Below are 14018 nucleotides of genomic sequence, written 5' to 3'. Positions count from 1 at the left end.
TCCCGAAACAGCACTGTTTCGGGAGCTTTTGCGTCTTCTCGCGCAACATGGCGCTAGCCGGCGCGTCGGCCGAATGCCCGTCGCGGCGGCAGCCGCACACCAAGTTGTTTGGCAAGCCGATAACCGGTGAGCGCGAGTTCACGGATTTGCTCGGGCCGCAGTCCGGACTGCAACGCCGTGTCCAGCATGTCGGCCACCCGATGGCTGGGGTCGCAGCGCAGCGCGGCCTCCAGCGACACCCCGGCCAGCGGCCCGTCGCCGCGCGCGTAGGCGCTGAAGGCGAGTAGCACCAGCGCCTCAACCCGCCACGGCGGCGGCAGCGTCCTGGCCAGCACCGCCCATAGGGTCTCGGCTTCCCCGGCGTTCTCTCCGACCGCGAGGGCATACAGCGTGTCGCGCACTCGCCCGTCGCTCAGCGCGCAGCCCAGCTCAGCCAGCTCCGCGTCGGAGAGCCGCTGGCCGCCGGCGACCCGGGTGGCGGCGGCCATTGCGTTTTCCACGTCGCCGCGACAGCGGGCCGCAGGATCCGCACGATGTGCGGCCTGGCGGGCGGCCGCCTGTTGTTCGACCGCTTCCGCCAAGTCGGCGCTGCGAGCTGGGTCGTCGACCGCGATGACGGCCTGCAGGTCGGCGCGGCGCGGGTAGAGCCGCCGGCCGTCCAGCACCGCCGCGGCGGCCAGTGGCGACGCCGACGGGTCGTCGATCACGCCACCCGAGCCGCAGTTGTCCACGCAGTGCCATCGCCCGCCGCGGGCCACCCGATCGACCACGTGCACCGCCCACAGCACCACGCCGCGCTCCGACAGGGCGTCGGTGAGGTCCGCGCACAGCTCCCGGTAGTCCTCGTTGCACCGTGGACACTGCGCGCCCTCGGCGTCGACGATCACCGCGATCGCCGCCTCGGGATCCGCCGCCGCGGCAACCTCGGCGAGGTGCTCAACCCGTCCGGCCAGCTCGTCGGAGAGGTCGACCCGCAGCACAGATCCCAGTTCGCCATCGCCCACCGACACCAGGACCAGCGATTTCTCCGGCACGAAGCCGAGGACGGCCGGCAATGCTGCGATCAGCGCCGCGGGACGGTTCAGTTCAAAGTCAGGTAGATGCTTCGTCATGGGCCCAACGCTGACGATCCGCACTGTCAGACTGCAGTCGCGCGACGTGATTGAGCGAGCCGTCTGTGGAGAAAGTCGCGACTGTGGGCCTTATCGTCTATCCATGGATTCGATGCAGGAGTACGACATCGTCGTCATCGGCTCGGGGCCCGGGGGGCAGAAGGCCGCCATCGCGGCGGCCAAATTGGGCAAGTCCGTCGCGATCATCGAACGTGGCCGAATGCTCGGCGGCGTTTGCGTCAACACGGGCACCATCCCGTCCAAGACGTTGCGCGAGGCCGTGCTGTACCTCACCGGCATGACTCAACGCGAGCTCTACGGGGCGAGCTACCGCGTGAAAGACCGGATCACCCCGGCCGACCTGCTGCGGCGCACGCAGCACGTGATCGGCAAGGAAGTCGACGTGGTGCGAAATCAGTTGATGCGCAACCGGATCGATTTGCTGGTCGGGCACGGCCGGTTCGTCGACCCGCACACCATCTGTATCGAAGACCCGGGCCGCCGAGAGATGACCACCGTCACCGGCGACTACATCGTCATCGCCACCGGAACCCGGCCCGCGCGGCCGTCCGGCGTCGAGTTCGACGAGCAGAGGGTGCTCGACTCCGACGGGATCCTCGATCTCAAGTCACTCCCGTCGTCGATGGTCGTAGTGGGTGCCGGTGTGATCGGCATCGAGTACGCGTCCATGTTCGCCGCGCTGGGCACCAAGGTGACGGTCGTGGAGAAACGCGAAAACATGCTGGACTTCTGCGACCCCGAGGTGACCGAGGCGCTGAAATTCCACCTGCGCGACTTGGCGGTGACCTTCCGGTTCGGTGAGGAAGTCACCGCGGTCGACGTCGGCGCCGCGGGTACGGTCACCACCCTGGCCAGCGGCAAGCAGATTCCTGCCGAGACGGTGATGTACTCCGCGGGACGTCAGGGGCAGACCGACCATCTCGACCTGCACAACGCGGGCCTGGAGGTGGAGGGCCGCGGCCGGATCTGGGTCGACGAGCGATTCAAGACCAAGGTGGACCACATCTACGCCGTCGGCGACGTCATCGGGTTCCCCGCGCTGGCCGCAACCTCGATGGAACAGGGACGCCTGGCCGCCTACCACGCGTTCGGCGAACCAGTGGACGGCATCACCGAACTGCAGCCGATCGGCATCTACTCGATCCCCGAGATCTCCTATGTCGGAGCCACCGAGGTGGAACTGACCAAAGACGCGGTCCCCTACGAGGTGGGGGTGGCCCGATATCGGGAACTGGCCCGCGGCCAGATCGCCGGCGACTCCTACGGCATGCTCAAGCTGCTGGTGTCCACCGACGACCGCAAGCTGCTCGGGGCGCACATCTTCGGCACCAGCGCCACCGAGATGGTGCACATCGGGCAGGCGGTGATGGGATGCGGCGGCACCGTGGACTACCTGGTCGACGCGGTGTTCAACTATCCGACGTTCTCCGAGGCCTACAAGGTCGCCGCGCTGGACGTGACGAACAAGATGCGCGCGCTCAGCCAGTTCCGCCGCTGAGTTAGCAGCCGTCGTCGTAGTCGGTCGGCGCCTTGTCGCCGGGCCCGCCGGCCTCGGCGCGCGCCAGTAGTTGCGCGGTGTGCTCGTCGAACGGCGCCGAATAGGACATGTCCGCACGGCACCCGCCGCCTTCCAGGCCGCCGATCACCCCGGTCACCGTGGTGCCGCTGACCCACGGTGCGCCGCTGGTGCCACCGACCAACCCGTCACACGCCAGCGAGGGAAAACCGCTCGAGGTCATCCCCGTAGCGCCCTGACAGCTGATCGGCGAGCCACCTGCTCCGGCCGGATAGCCGGTCACGGTGACGACGGTCCCCGGGGCGGGCGTGGTGGCCAGCGTCAGTCCAGAGCCGGCGCGTGCCTCCAGCGACTTAGCGTGCTGGTTGCTGACCCGCGCGATTGCATAGTCGGCGCGCGGATCTCGTTTGGCGACCCAGCGTGGATCGAGGTAAACATCGTCGACCCGCCACAGGTCGGCCGTCGTGGCGTGACTGGAGAAGCCCGGACCAAAGGTTGCCTGCAAGCCGCCCAGCAGGCAGTGCGCAGCGGTCAACATGAGGTTCCCGCTCCTGGAATGCAGCGCCGACCCCGTGCAGACGTGCTTCTTGCCACCGTCGAGGAAGATCGCCCCTACCCGCATGTCCGGAGCGACGGCCCCCGCGGCCGGACCGTGCCCGAAGCGGCCGCACGACGCCAGCAACGTCGTCAGGCTCACTAGCGAGCAAAGCAGTAGCGTCGGCACGCGCATCGCGCTCCATCATGCCCGCCCGGATTCGGGGAAATTGCTGCCACACGAAAGAGTCGGTGGCGAATACATCGCGGCGCTATCGCGTTTCGACGGTGGAGACGACTCGGGTTCGTTGTTCAATTACTGGTGCCCGCTTGATGTGAGGGACACTGGTTACGGCACCCTGGAGAGCTGGGAGGGAGGTAACACCGATGGCTCGCGATCACGAGCGAGATGACGACCAGTACTACCAGCCAGGGCAGTCCGGCATGTACGAGCTGGAATTCCCGGCACCGCAGTTGTCGGCGTCCGACGGCCGCGGCCCGGTGTTGGTGCACGCGCTGGAAGGTTTCTCCGACGCCGGTCACGCGATCAAGCTGGCGGCTGCCCACCTCAAGGCGGCCCTGGACACCGAGCTGGTCGCGTCTTTTGCGATCGACGAACTGCTGGACTACCGCTCGCGGCGGCCGCTGATGACCTTCAAGACCGACCACTTCACCCACTACGAAGATCCCGAGCTGAGCTTGTACGCGCTGCGCGACACCGCCGGCACACCGTTTCTGCTGCTGGCCGGCATGGAGCCGGATCTGAAGTGGGAGCGTTTCATCACCGCGGTACGGCTGCTGGCCGAGCGCCTCGGCGTGCGGCAGACCGTCGGCCTGGGCACCGTCCCCATGGCGGTCCCCCATACCCGGCCCGTCACGATGACCGCGCACTCGAACAACGGGGAACTGATCGCCGACTTCCAGCCGTGGATCTCCGAGATCCAGGTCCCTGGCAGTGCGTCGAACCTGCTCGAGTACCGGATGGCTCAGCACGGCCACGAGGTCGTCGGGTTCACCGTGCACGTCCCGCACTACCTGACCCAGACCGACTATCCGGCCGCGGCCCAGGCGCTGCTCGAGCAGCTGGCCAAGACCGCGTCGCTGGAGCTGCCCCTGACGGCGTTGTCCGAAGCTGCGGCAGACATCCGGGCCAAGATCGATGAGCAGGTTGAGGCCAGCGCAGAGGTCGCTCAAGTGGTGGCCGCGCTGGAGCGCCAGTACGATGCCTACATCGATGCCCAGGCGAACAGGTCACTGCTGAGGCGCGATGAGGAACTGCCTAGCGGCGACGAGCTTGGTGCGGAGTTCGAGCGGTTCCTGGCTCAGCAGGCAGAGAAGAAGTTCGACGACGACGACCCGACCTGAGACGCCCTGAGGATGTCTCAGCGTCGCCGTAGGGTCAGCCCCTCTTGGCCAGCGCGAAAAGGTAACACTCCCGTTGTGACCTGGCTTCTATTCAGGGACTCGTAGTCAGCCGGCCGGTCTGACTTGAACCTCGCCAGGATCAGGCAACACCGCCCCAACAGGCAATCAACGGCCAGGTGAACTACGTTCTACCCATGGTGACCGTTCAAAGGCGAGCGTCGGTACGCCCCTTGAAGCTGTGTACAAATGGAGCTGTTCAACCGTCGCTGCAGTTCCGCACCCTCCACGGTTATAAGAGGGCGTTCCGGATCGCCGGCGAAGGGCCCGCGATTCTGTTGATCCACGGCATTGGCGACAACTCCACGACCTGGGACTGCGTACATGCCAAGCTCGCTCAGCGCTTCACCGTCATCGCCGCGGATCTGCTGGGTCACGGCAAGTCGGACAAGCCACGCGCCGACTACTCGGTTGCGGCGTACGCGAACGGCATGCGCGACCTGCTCAGCGTGCTCGACATCGAGCGGGTGACGATCGTGGGTCATTCGCTCGGCGGCGGGGTGGCGATGCAATTCGCCTACCAGTTTCCCCAGCTGGTCGAGCGACTGATCCTGGTCAGCGCCGGCGGCGTCACCAAAGACGTCAACTTCGTGTTGCGATTGGCTTCGCTGCCGATGGGCAGCGAAGCGATGGCGTTGCTGCGGCTACCCCTGGTGCTGCCGGCCGTGCAGCTGGCCGGGAAGATCGTCGGCAAGGCAATCGGAGCCACCGCCCTGGGCCACGATCTGCCGAACATGCTGCGGGTACTGAACGACCTACCGGAACCGACGGCATCAGCGGCATTCAGCCGAACCTTGCGGGCCGTGGTGGACTGGCGCGGGCAGATCGTCACCATGCTCGACCGATGTTATTTAACCGAGGCCATCCCGGTGCAGATCATCTGGGGCACAAGGGATGCGGTTGTCCCGGTCGAGCATGCGCGCATGGCGCACGCCGCCATGCCGGGCTCACTGCTGGAGATCTTCCAAGGCGCCGGACACTTCCCTTTCCACGACGACCCGACTCGCTTCATCGACATCGTCCAGCGCTTCATGGACAGCACTCAACCCGCCGAATACAACCAGGCCGCGCTGCGCGCACTGCTGAGCAGAGGCGGCGGCGCGAAAACCGTCCACGGGCCGGCGGAGACCCGGGTCGCGGTGCTGGAGGCCATCGATTCCGACGAACGCAGCGCTACCTGATCAGCTTCGGTACCAGGCCGTAGGACGTTGTAAGACAGGCGGATTGAGCTGCAATGCCGTTCACTGCTGGCGGCGTAACACCGCGGCGAGGTGATCCTGCAGCGGTTGGCCGACCGCGCCCATCCGCACCGTGTAGGAAAGCTCGTCTTGGTCGATCCGGAACGAACGGCCCAGCGCGCTAACGTTTTTGGCGGTTGGAGTCAATCCGACGGACGAGGTGATCAGCTCGATTTCGATGAGGTCGCCGCTCACTGAGTAGTTGCCCACTTCGATCTCCGTGATGCCGCTTGGGTGGGCCAGAACCAGCTCCACCTGGCCGGGTTGCGGAGCACGCAGAAACCCCGTCTCGGCATGCAATGGCTTTCCGTCGGCAACCGCCTTGGTCTTTTGCGAGTAGGCCAAAAACGGTTTGCCGACATGGCTGAACACAACTTCTTCGAAGTACTCGAACGGCTCGATCGTCGGATATTTACCCGTGCCGCGACCCGCCCAGGTACCGAGCAGTGGTTCGAGCGCTTCGAGGTTCGGGTGCAGGTCGAAAGCCATGAAATCAGCGTAGTCCGGCGACCGTCCGCTTATGGCGCTGCGTCAATTCGGTGTTGATACCTTGCGGTGCGCCCGAAGCACCTCGATCTCGCGCTCGAAATCGTCCGCTGATGAAAAGGACCGGTACACCGACGCGAACCGCAGGTAGGCAACCTCGTCGAGTTCGCGCAACGGCCCAAGGATCGCCAGGCCGACCTCGTGGCTCGGGACCTCCGGCGATCCGGCCGCACGCACGGTGTCCTCCACCTGCTGGGCCAACAGATTCAATGCGTCGTCGTCTACCTGGCGACCCTGGCATGCACGGCGCACACCGCTGATCACCTTCTCCCTGCTGAACGGCTCGGTGACGCCGCTGCGCTTGACCACGGCCAGCACCGCGGTTTCGACCGTGCTGAATCGTCGTCCGCACTCGGGGCATGACCGGCGGCGCCGAATGGCCTGGCCTTCATCGGTTTCCCGCGAATCGATCACCCGGGAGTCCGGATGCCGGCAGAACGGACAGTGCATCGCCGCTCCTTTGCCGTGCGGACATCCCGGTATCGCAGACGACTCCGAGAGTACCTGTGCGCTGCCCGGCGGAGCGAACGCTTCCGCCATCCATCCGCGTTCACCGCCACGCCCGCCGCGCGCCCGCGCCAGCGAGCGGTTTTCGCAGTGCACCGCGCTGCCGTCAGCCGACGGGTGCGATCAGGGTCTGGCCTGCGACCACCGTCGGCGAATTCAGGTCGTTGAGTTCGCGGATGCGGTCGGCAACCTGGCGGACCGGCGCGTCCGGCGCCACCCGCGCCGCCACGTCCTGCAGCGACTCCCCGGCCTCCACCCGAACCACGGCAAGCCTGTCAGGCACGTGAGAAGCAGCCGGGCCGGCGGAGTCGCCGTTGGCCATCTGCCCGAAGTGGGCGATCAGGCCCAGCCAGAGGGTGATGATGCCGGCCAGCAGTGCCAGCCCCACCGTCGTCGCGACCGTGACGGGACGCCGGCGATGAGGGGCGACGGACATCGCCACGCCGGTCCCGCGGTAGCGCGTCGGCGCACCCGCCGGCCTCGTCGGGCCGGGACCGAAAGATCGAGCCGGCCGTCCGTACGGAGCTCCCTGAACCGGGCGCCGCGCCCGGTCGGTTCTGCCGGTACGCGGCGAGATCGAGATTGTGTGGATGGTTGTCATGTGCGTTCCTCCGGTCAACTGATCCTCGCTCGTGTGTTCGACTATAGTCGCTCGTGTGTTCGATAGCCGAACATTTGAGCGAAGCGTGTCGAACGAGCAAAACGCTAGACCGCCCCACCGACAAGTTCGTCGGTCGCAATCGCTGCCATGACGTCCGGGTACCCGATCTGCCGAAGAGTTACACGCTTGTTATTCAGCAGCTCTAGGACGTGCTGGGCCCAATATCGCCGTCGCGACACACCGGTCGAACACATGTTTGATTCTGTCGGTCCGTGCGGCTACATTCAGAGCCATGAGTGACAGCAACGACACTTCGGGCGGCGCGGACGGCCGCGTCCATTCAGTGAGCTCCGGGCTTACCGAGCGACAGCGCACGATTCTGGAAGTGATCCGCGCGTCGGTCACCACCCGCGGATATCCCCCGAGCATCCGGGAAATCGGCGATGCCGTCGGCTTGACATCGACATCGTCGGTAGCTCACCAACTGCGGACGCTGGAGCGCAAGGGCTATCTGCGCCGAGATCCGAACCGCCCCCGGGCCGTCGATGTCCGCGGCGCCGACGACGCCACGGCGACGCGGGTCACGGACGTCGCCGGCTCCGACGCTCTGCCGGAGCCCACTTTCGTCCCCGTCCTCGGGCGCATCGCCGCGGGTGGACCAATTCTGGCCGAGGAAGCGGTTGAGGACGTCTTCCCGCTGCCACGTGAGCTTGTCGGCGAGGGCACGCTCTTCCTGCTCAAGGTGGTCGGCGACTCGATGGTCGAGGCCGCGATCTGCGACGGCGACTGGGTAGTGGTCCGCCAGCAGCATGTCGCCGACAACGGCGACATCGTCGCAGCCATGATCGACGGCGAAGCCACGGTCAAGACGTTCAAGCGCGCGGGCGGTCAGGTATGGCTGATGCCGCACAACCCGGCGTTCGATCCCATCCCCGGCAACGACGCGACCGTGCTGGGCAAGGTCGTTACGGTGATCCGCAAGGTATAGCTTCCAGCGGGGCTCTAGTCGGCCTTGGTGAAGCCGTTGGCTTCTGCGACTTCCTCACTGGCTAGCCAGATTTCGGCCAGTGTGTCCTCGTACAGCGCGCTGTTGGGCGTGTAGTACAGGCCGAAACTCGCATTGCCTTTGATGGGATATCCGTCCGGCGCCTGGTACGGGTCGTCCAGCGGCAAGTGGATCATCGGGCGCGCAGGCTGCGCTCTCCCTGCCGCAACCGGGCCGGCCCCTTCGGTAGCGGCCGGTGCCGCTTCCGGGATGACTTCGGCTGCCTCTCCCTGTTCGACGGCATCGTGCGAAGTGTCGATGGCCGCGTGCCGGCCGGTGCTGGGCTGGAGAGCCGAACCAGCGGCCTCGGAGGTTTCGGGGGCTTGGGGAAATGCGGTTTCCGCATGCCGGTCCTCGGCAAAGACCTCCTCGGCATAGCCGCCCTCGGGGGGAGCCTCGGCGAAAACGTCATTGCCATAACCAGCCTCGGCTGGGGGTTCGACGAAAACGTCGTCGCTATAACCGGCTTCGGCTGGGGGTTCGGCGAAAACGTCGTCGCCATAGCCGGCTTCGGCTGGCTGCTCGGCGAAAACGTCGTCGCCGTAGCCAGCTTCGGCAGGAGCTCCGTCAAATGAGTCCTCGGGAATGCCGGTGTCGACAGCAACCTCATCCGCAGAACGGCTTTCGGTCGAGATGCCGGAATCCGGGTAGCCGGCCTCGGTCAGGACGGGTATGGAAGTGGTGTCGACGTCGTCGGGATTTTCCCCTTGCTCTTCTTCAAACCCGACGTCCACAAAGTCGTCTTTCCGAGATTCTGCTTCGGATCCGGAGAGCACATCATGACCGGGTGCCTCGACGGGCGACTCATCTTCGGACGCCATTGCCGCAGCCGCGGAACGGGGCCAGCTGATCCGCGGTGGGGACTCGTCGTCCGGCGCCCGTCGCTCCGACGGGTGCACGTCGGACAGCGGGTGGTGCGGGGAGGCGAATTCGGCGTCTTCGTGGGCCCACGGCTCGGCAGCCGTGCCGTCATAGCCGGCGTCCAGGCCATTGTCAGGCTCGTAGGGTGCGGCGTCGTAGCCGAAGGCGGTATCGCGGGCGCGCCGGCGCCGGCGCCATCCGTTCAGCACCAATACCAGCGACAGCAGCAACATCAATAGGGCGACGATCGCGATCAGATACCACCATTGCCAGGCGAACTTCTTGGCATGCGGGGGCATCGCCGACTCACTCGGCTGGCTCTGGCCCGGCACCTGCAGACCGGCGAGCAATGGCGCCAGGTTGGCCGGATCAGTGGTGAACGTGTTGGTCGCGCGGTTCCACGAGATCTGTCCGCCGGTGAACTTCTGAGAGACGACGTCGCCGTCCAGGGCCTGATCGCCAACCGGCGCTCCGAGCTTGCCGGTGGGGCCTTTGAGCTTGTCCCAGGCGGCTTTCATGGCTCCGCGCACGACGTACGCGCCGTGGTCAGGCGTCCAGAAAATCACCGGCTTGTCGGGTCCGGAGAACACGGCGATCCGGCTCGAGGGCGGCAGGCCGCCGTCAGACTCGTTGGCGACGGGAAAGCCCAGCTCGCTGCCGACCGGCCCGCCCAGTGACTCGTACTTCGCCAGGATGTCGCTCTCGACGGCATTCGCGCCGGTCGCGGGGCTGAAATACACCCTGCCGCCGGCGAAGTCCTGAGCGAGCCCATCGCCGCCGATGGGATACCGGCCGCTCTTCTTGGCGCCCAACGGACCGGCGGCGCCGCCCGCCGCGCGCCAGGCCATGTTGATCACGGCAGCGGGATCGGTCTCGACCTTCAAGTCCTTCAGCTGGTCGCCCAATGTCGCCGGCTCGGTGGTGAACTGCTTGGTATTCCTGTTCCAGGAGATGGCGCCGCCGCTGAACTTCTGCGACGTGACGTCGCCGTCGTAGGTTTCATCCCCTGCCGGGACGCCCAGCACCCCGCCCGAGCTGCCGAGTTTGTCCCAGGCGGCATTCAGCGGGCCACGCACAACGTGCGCACCATGGTCGGGCGTCCAGTAGATGACCGGTTTGTCGCTGGCCGAGAAGGTGGCCACCCGGCTGTCGGGTCCGGCCAGCCCGGCAACTTCGTTGATGGTCGGAAATCCCAGGTCGCTGCCGACCGGACCGCCCAATGAGTCGTACTTGTCCAGAATCGGCCCGTACACGAATTTGGCTCCGGTGTCGGGAGTGAAGTACATCTTGCCGCTGGCGAAGTCGAGGGCGAATCCGTCGCCGGCCGGATAGACGTCGCCTTTCCGCGCGCCCAGCGGCGACGAGTCGCCACCGGCCTTGTCCCACGCCGCCATCATGGCGCTCTCGGCGTCGCCGATGGGAGAAGCCATCGCGACGGGCGTCAGCAACGCCGCGGTCATCACCGTCGCCGCCAAGGCGACCAGCGCCCGACCGACCAGCCTGCCCAATTGACCTCTCTGCCCGTTCACCAAGCCTCCCAGCCGACGGATATGCCCTCATCTGTGGCTATGCCCGCCCCCCATTGACGCTCGTTGTTGTCGCCGGGCTCGCATAACTTTGCTAGAGCGAATGACAATTGCGAAGACAAATCAGGGATATTTCGGAAACAGATACCCCGCCGATGTCGAAATGATGCCATTTCACTGCCGATTCGCGACGTCCGCTGCCCCGAGCAAACAGAGCTGACCTGGGTGTTTGCCGGGCTTGCCGGGACCCCCGCCGCCAACTTGGTACGCGAATACACAAGCGCCGACGTTACGTGACGTGCTGATCGCCCTGACGGTGTGGACCCTTTTCGTCAGTATTAAACGCCCTTACGTACTCAGGCTACGACCGATGATCTCTTTCATGATCTCCGTCGTACCGCCGTAGATCGTCTGCACCCGGGCATCGAGATAGGCGCGCGCGACGGTGTATTCGCGCATGTAGCCGTATCCGCCGTGCAACTGCAGGCAGCGATCGATCAGGTGCACCTGCTTTTCGGTGGAGTACCACTTGGCCATCGCGGCTTGTTCCGCCGTCAGCTTGCCCTCCAGGTGCAGCGCGAGGAACTGGTCGACCATGATGCGCACCACCGTGGCCTCGGTCGCCAGTTCGGCCAGCACAAAACGGCTGTTCTGGAAATTACCGATCGGCTTGCCAAATGCTTTGCGTTCTCTGGTGTACTGCAGGGTCTGCTCGAGCACGGCCTCCATGGCCGCGGCGGCCATGATGGCGATGTTGATCCGTTCCTGCGGCAGGTTCTGCATCAGGTAGATGAAGCCCTTGCCCTCCTCGCCGAGCAGGTTCTCAGCCGGAACCCTCACATCGGTGAACGACAGTTCCGCGGTGTCCTGGGCGTCCAGCCCGATCTTGTCCAAGTGGCGGCCGCGTTCGAAGCCGTCCATGCCGCGCTCGACGACCAGCAGACTGAACCCTTGCGCGCCTTTTTCGGGATCGGTCTGGGCCACCACGATCACCAGGTCGGAGTTGATCCCATTGGTGATGAACGTCTTTGACCCGTTCAGAATGTAGTGATCGCCGTCCTTGACCGCCCGGGTCTTGATGCCCTGCAGGTCGCTGCCGGTACCCGGCTCGGTCATCGCGATCGCGGTGATCAGCTCCCCGGTGCAGAATTTCGGCAACCAGCGCTGCTTCTGCTCTTCGGTGGCCAACGCCAGGAGATAGGGCGCCACGATGTCGTTGTGCAGGCCGAACCCGATCCCGCTGTAGCGGCCGATGGTGGTTTCCTCGGTGATGATCGTGTTGTACCGGAAGTCGGCGTTGCCGCCGCCGCCGTACTCCTCGGGCACCGCCATCCCCAGAAAGCCCTGTTTGCCGGCCTCGAGCCAGACGCCGCGGTCGACGATCTTGGCCTTCTCCCATTCCTCGTGATACGGCGCGACGTGGCGATCCAGGAAGGCCCGGTAGGACTCGCGGAACAAATCGTGCTCGGGTTCGAAGAGAGTGCGCTGGTACTTGACGGCACTACCCATGCGTGACGACCTCCCGGCTGTCCGAAACGAAGCAATATCTGCTGCCCAACATATACCAACCGGGTGGTTGGTCGACGGCTGGCCAGGCCGAGTGTGTGTCGCGCTTTCGGCTTAGACCGAGAACTCTCGCAGGCTGGCGGCCAGTGCCACTGGAACCCGGGCCCGGATCCGGGTGCCTTCGGGGTTGTGCTCCGCCTGCTGCACCCGGCCGTCGGTGTGCAGGCGTGCCACCAGGTCACCCCGGTGGTACGGGATCACCACGTCGACGGCGGCGTCGGTGGGCACCGCGAGCTCGGCCATCCGCCGCCGCAGCGCGTCGATGCCGTCGCCGGTGCGGGCGGAGACGAACACCGCTCCGGGCAGTTCGTGGCGCAGCCTGGCCAGCATCAGATCGCCCGCGATATCCGTCTTGTTCACCACCAGCAACTCCGGCGGCATACCCGCGTCGTGGTCGGCAATCACTTCGGAGATCACTTGCCGGACCGCGCTGATCTGGGCCAGCGGGTTGACGTCGGAGCCGTCGACGACGTGCACCAGCAGATCGGCGTCGACAACCTCCTCCAGCGTGGAGCGGAATGCCTCCACCAACTGGGTGGGCAGATGGCGCACAAAGCCGACGGTGTCGGTCAGCACTATCGGCCTGCCGTCGTCGAAGACCGCACGCCGGGTGGTGGGCTCCAGCGTGGCGAACAGCGCGTCCTCCACCAGCACCCCGGCCCCGGTCAGCGCGTTGAGCAGGCTCGACTTGCCGGCGTTGGTGTAGCCGACGATGGCGATGGACGGAATGTCGCTTTCCAGTCGGCGGCTGCGCTGAGTGTCGCGGGCCTGCTTCATCGCCTTGATCTCACGTCGCAGCTTGGCCATCCGCTCGCGGATGCGACGCCGGTCGGTCTCGATCTTGGTCTCACCGGGTCCGCGCAGGCCCACGCCGCCGCCGCTGCCGCCGGCACGGCCGCCGGCCTGCCGCGACATCGATTCACCCCAACCGCGCAGCCGCGGCAGCATGTACTCCATCTGGGCCAGCGACACCTGCGCCTTGCCCTCCCTACTGGTGGCGTGCTGGGCGAAAATGTCGAGGATCAACGCGGTGCGGTCGATGACTTTGACCTTCACCGCCTTCTCCAGCGCCGTCAGCTGGGCCGGGGACAGTTCACCGTCGCAGATGACGGTGTCGGCGCCGGTCGCCACGACCACTTCGCGCAGTTCCTGCGCCTTGCCCGAGCCGATGTACGTCGAGGGATCGGGCCGGTCGCGGCGCTGAATGAGCCCTTCGAGCACCTGGGAGCCTGCGGTTTCGGCCAGGGCTGCCAGCTCGGCCAGGCTGGCCTGGTTGTCAGCCGCAGTTCCGTCGGTCCACACGCCAACCAGCACCACCCGCTCCAGCCGCAGCTGGCGGTACTCGACCTCGGAGACGTCGGCGAGTTCGGTGGAGAGCCCCACGACGCGGCGTAGCGCCGACCGGTCTTCGAGGGCGAGTTCACCGAGGCTCGGTGACGGTTCTGCGACATCTCGGGTGCCTGGAAAGCCCGCATCGGGCGAATCTGGATGTGTCATGCCAATTCCGATGGTGGCACGATCGC

At 66.0% G+C, this 14018-nt stretch carries 12 protein-coding genes; 4 read left to right on the top strand and 8 right to left on the bottom strand.

What is annotated here, in order from left to right; all coding sequences use genetic code 11:
* Positions 1 to 53: 53 nt before the first annotated feature.
* Entirely contained in the window at positions 54 to 1112 is a 1059-nt protein-coding gene (locus AC5Y21_RS24285; RefSeq protein WP_499916367.1) for a DUF4192 domain-containing protein, read from the bottom strand.
* A 112-nt stretch (positions 1113 to 1224) separates the two neighbouring features.
* On the opposite strand from AC5Y21_RS24285, the gene sthA reads away from it, so the two are divergent.
* On the top strand, positions 1225 to 2631 hold the full coding sequence (gene sthA, locus AC5Y21_RS24280) for a Si-specific NAD(P)(+) transhydrogenase (RefSeq protein ID WP_499916379.1): 1407 nt from the start codon (positions 1225 to 1227) through the stop codon (positions 2629 to 2631).
* A 1-nt stretch (position 2632) separates the two neighbouring features.
* Here the strand turns inward: sthA and AC5Y21_RS24275 are convergent, their stop codons facing one another.
* The gene (locus tag AC5Y21_RS24275) at positions 2633 to 3379 is read right to left on the bottom strand and encodes a trypsin-like serine peptidase (protein WP_499916365.1); all 747 of its coding nucleotides are present in this window, start codon (positions 3377 to 3379) and stop codon (positions 2633 to 2635) included.
* 191 nt (positions 3380 to 3570) lie between these two features.
* Between AC5Y21_RS24275 and AC5Y21_RS24270 the strand changes: the two genes are divergently transcribed.
* Positions 3571 to 4548 carry a proteasome assembly chaperone family protein gene (locus AC5Y21_RS24270; protein WP_499916362.1) on the top strand — a complete coding sequence of 326 codons (978 nt, stop codon included), beginning with the start codon at positions 3571 to 3573 and terminating at the stop codon, positions 4546 to 4548.
* A gap of 194 nt (positions 4549 to 4742) precedes the next feature.
* Positions 4743 to 5786: an alpha/beta fold hydrolase gene (locus tag AC5Y21_RS24265; protein ID WP_499916360.1), complete on the top strand. Its 1044-nt coding sequence runs from the start codon at positions 4743 to 4745 to the stop codon at positions 5784 to 5786.
* Between the two features lie 60 nt (positions 5787 to 5846).
* On the opposite strand, the gene AC5Y21_RS24260 is transcribed toward AC5Y21_RS24265, so the two are convergent.
* The 3 genes from AC5Y21_RS24260 to AC5Y21_RS24250 form a co-directional block, all read right to left on the bottom strand.
* Positions 5847 to 6332, bottom strand: coding sequence for a peroxynitrite isomerase (locus tag AC5Y21_RS24260; RefSeq protein WP_499916358.1), 486 nt, complete (start codon positions 6330 to 6332; stop codon positions 5847 to 5849).
* A gap of 42 nt (positions 6333 to 6374) precedes the next feature.
* A complete protein-coding gene (gene nrdR / locus AC5Y21_RS24255) occupies positions 6375 to 6839 on the bottom strand; it encodes a transcriptional regulator NrdR (protein ID WP_499916377.1) in 465 nt (154 codons plus the stop codon).
* Between the two features lie 163 nt (positions 6840 to 7002).
* On the bottom strand, positions 7003 to 7497 hold the full coding sequence (locus AC5Y21_RS24250) for a LysM peptidoglycan-binding domain-containing protein (protein ID WP_499916356.1): 495 nt from the start codon (positions 7495 to 7497) through the stop codon (positions 7003 to 7005).
* Between the two features lie 292 nt (positions 7498 to 7789).
* Between AC5Y21_RS24250 and lexA the strand changes: the two genes are divergently transcribed.
* Complete coding sequence (lexA, locus tag AC5Y21_RS24245; RefSeq protein ID WP_499916354.1) at positions 7790 to 8485, top strand: transcriptional repressor LexA; 696 nt, start codon at positions 7790 to 7792, stop codon at positions 8483 to 8485.
* Positions 8486 to 8499: 14 nt separating this feature from the next.
* Here lexA and AC5Y21_RS24240 read toward each other — a convergent pair whose 3' ends face one another.
* From AC5Y21_RS24240 to hflX, 3 genes are all read right to left on the bottom strand, one after another.
* Positions 8500 to 10932: an LGFP repeat-containing protein gene (locus AC5Y21_RS24240; RefSeq protein WP_499916352.1), complete on the bottom strand. Its 2433-nt coding sequence runs from the start codon at positions 10930 to 10932 to the stop codon at positions 8500 to 8502.
* 345 nt (positions 10933 to 11277) lie between these two features.
* Positions 11278 to 12438 (bottom strand): acyl-CoA dehydrogenase family protein, encoded by a 1161-nt coding sequence (locus tag AC5Y21_RS24235; RefSeq protein ID WP_499916350.1) that lies wholly within the window; start codon positions 12436 to 12438, stop codon positions 11278 to 11280.
* Between the two features lie 111 nt (positions 12439 to 12549).
* Positions 12550 to 13992 carry a GTPase HflX gene (hflX, locus tag AC5Y21_RS24230; protein ID WP_499916348.1) on the bottom strand — a complete coding sequence of 481 codons (1443 nt, stop codon included), beginning with the start codon at positions 13990 to 13992 and terminating at the stop codon, positions 12550 to 12552.
* Positions 13993 to 14018: the final 26 nt, after the last annotated feature.

Source organism: Mycobacterium sp. NGS41, from assembly GCF_059812725.1.
The sequence above is the reverse complement of the archived record's forward strand: the minus strand, read 5'-3'. Positions and strand labels throughout refer to the sequence as shown.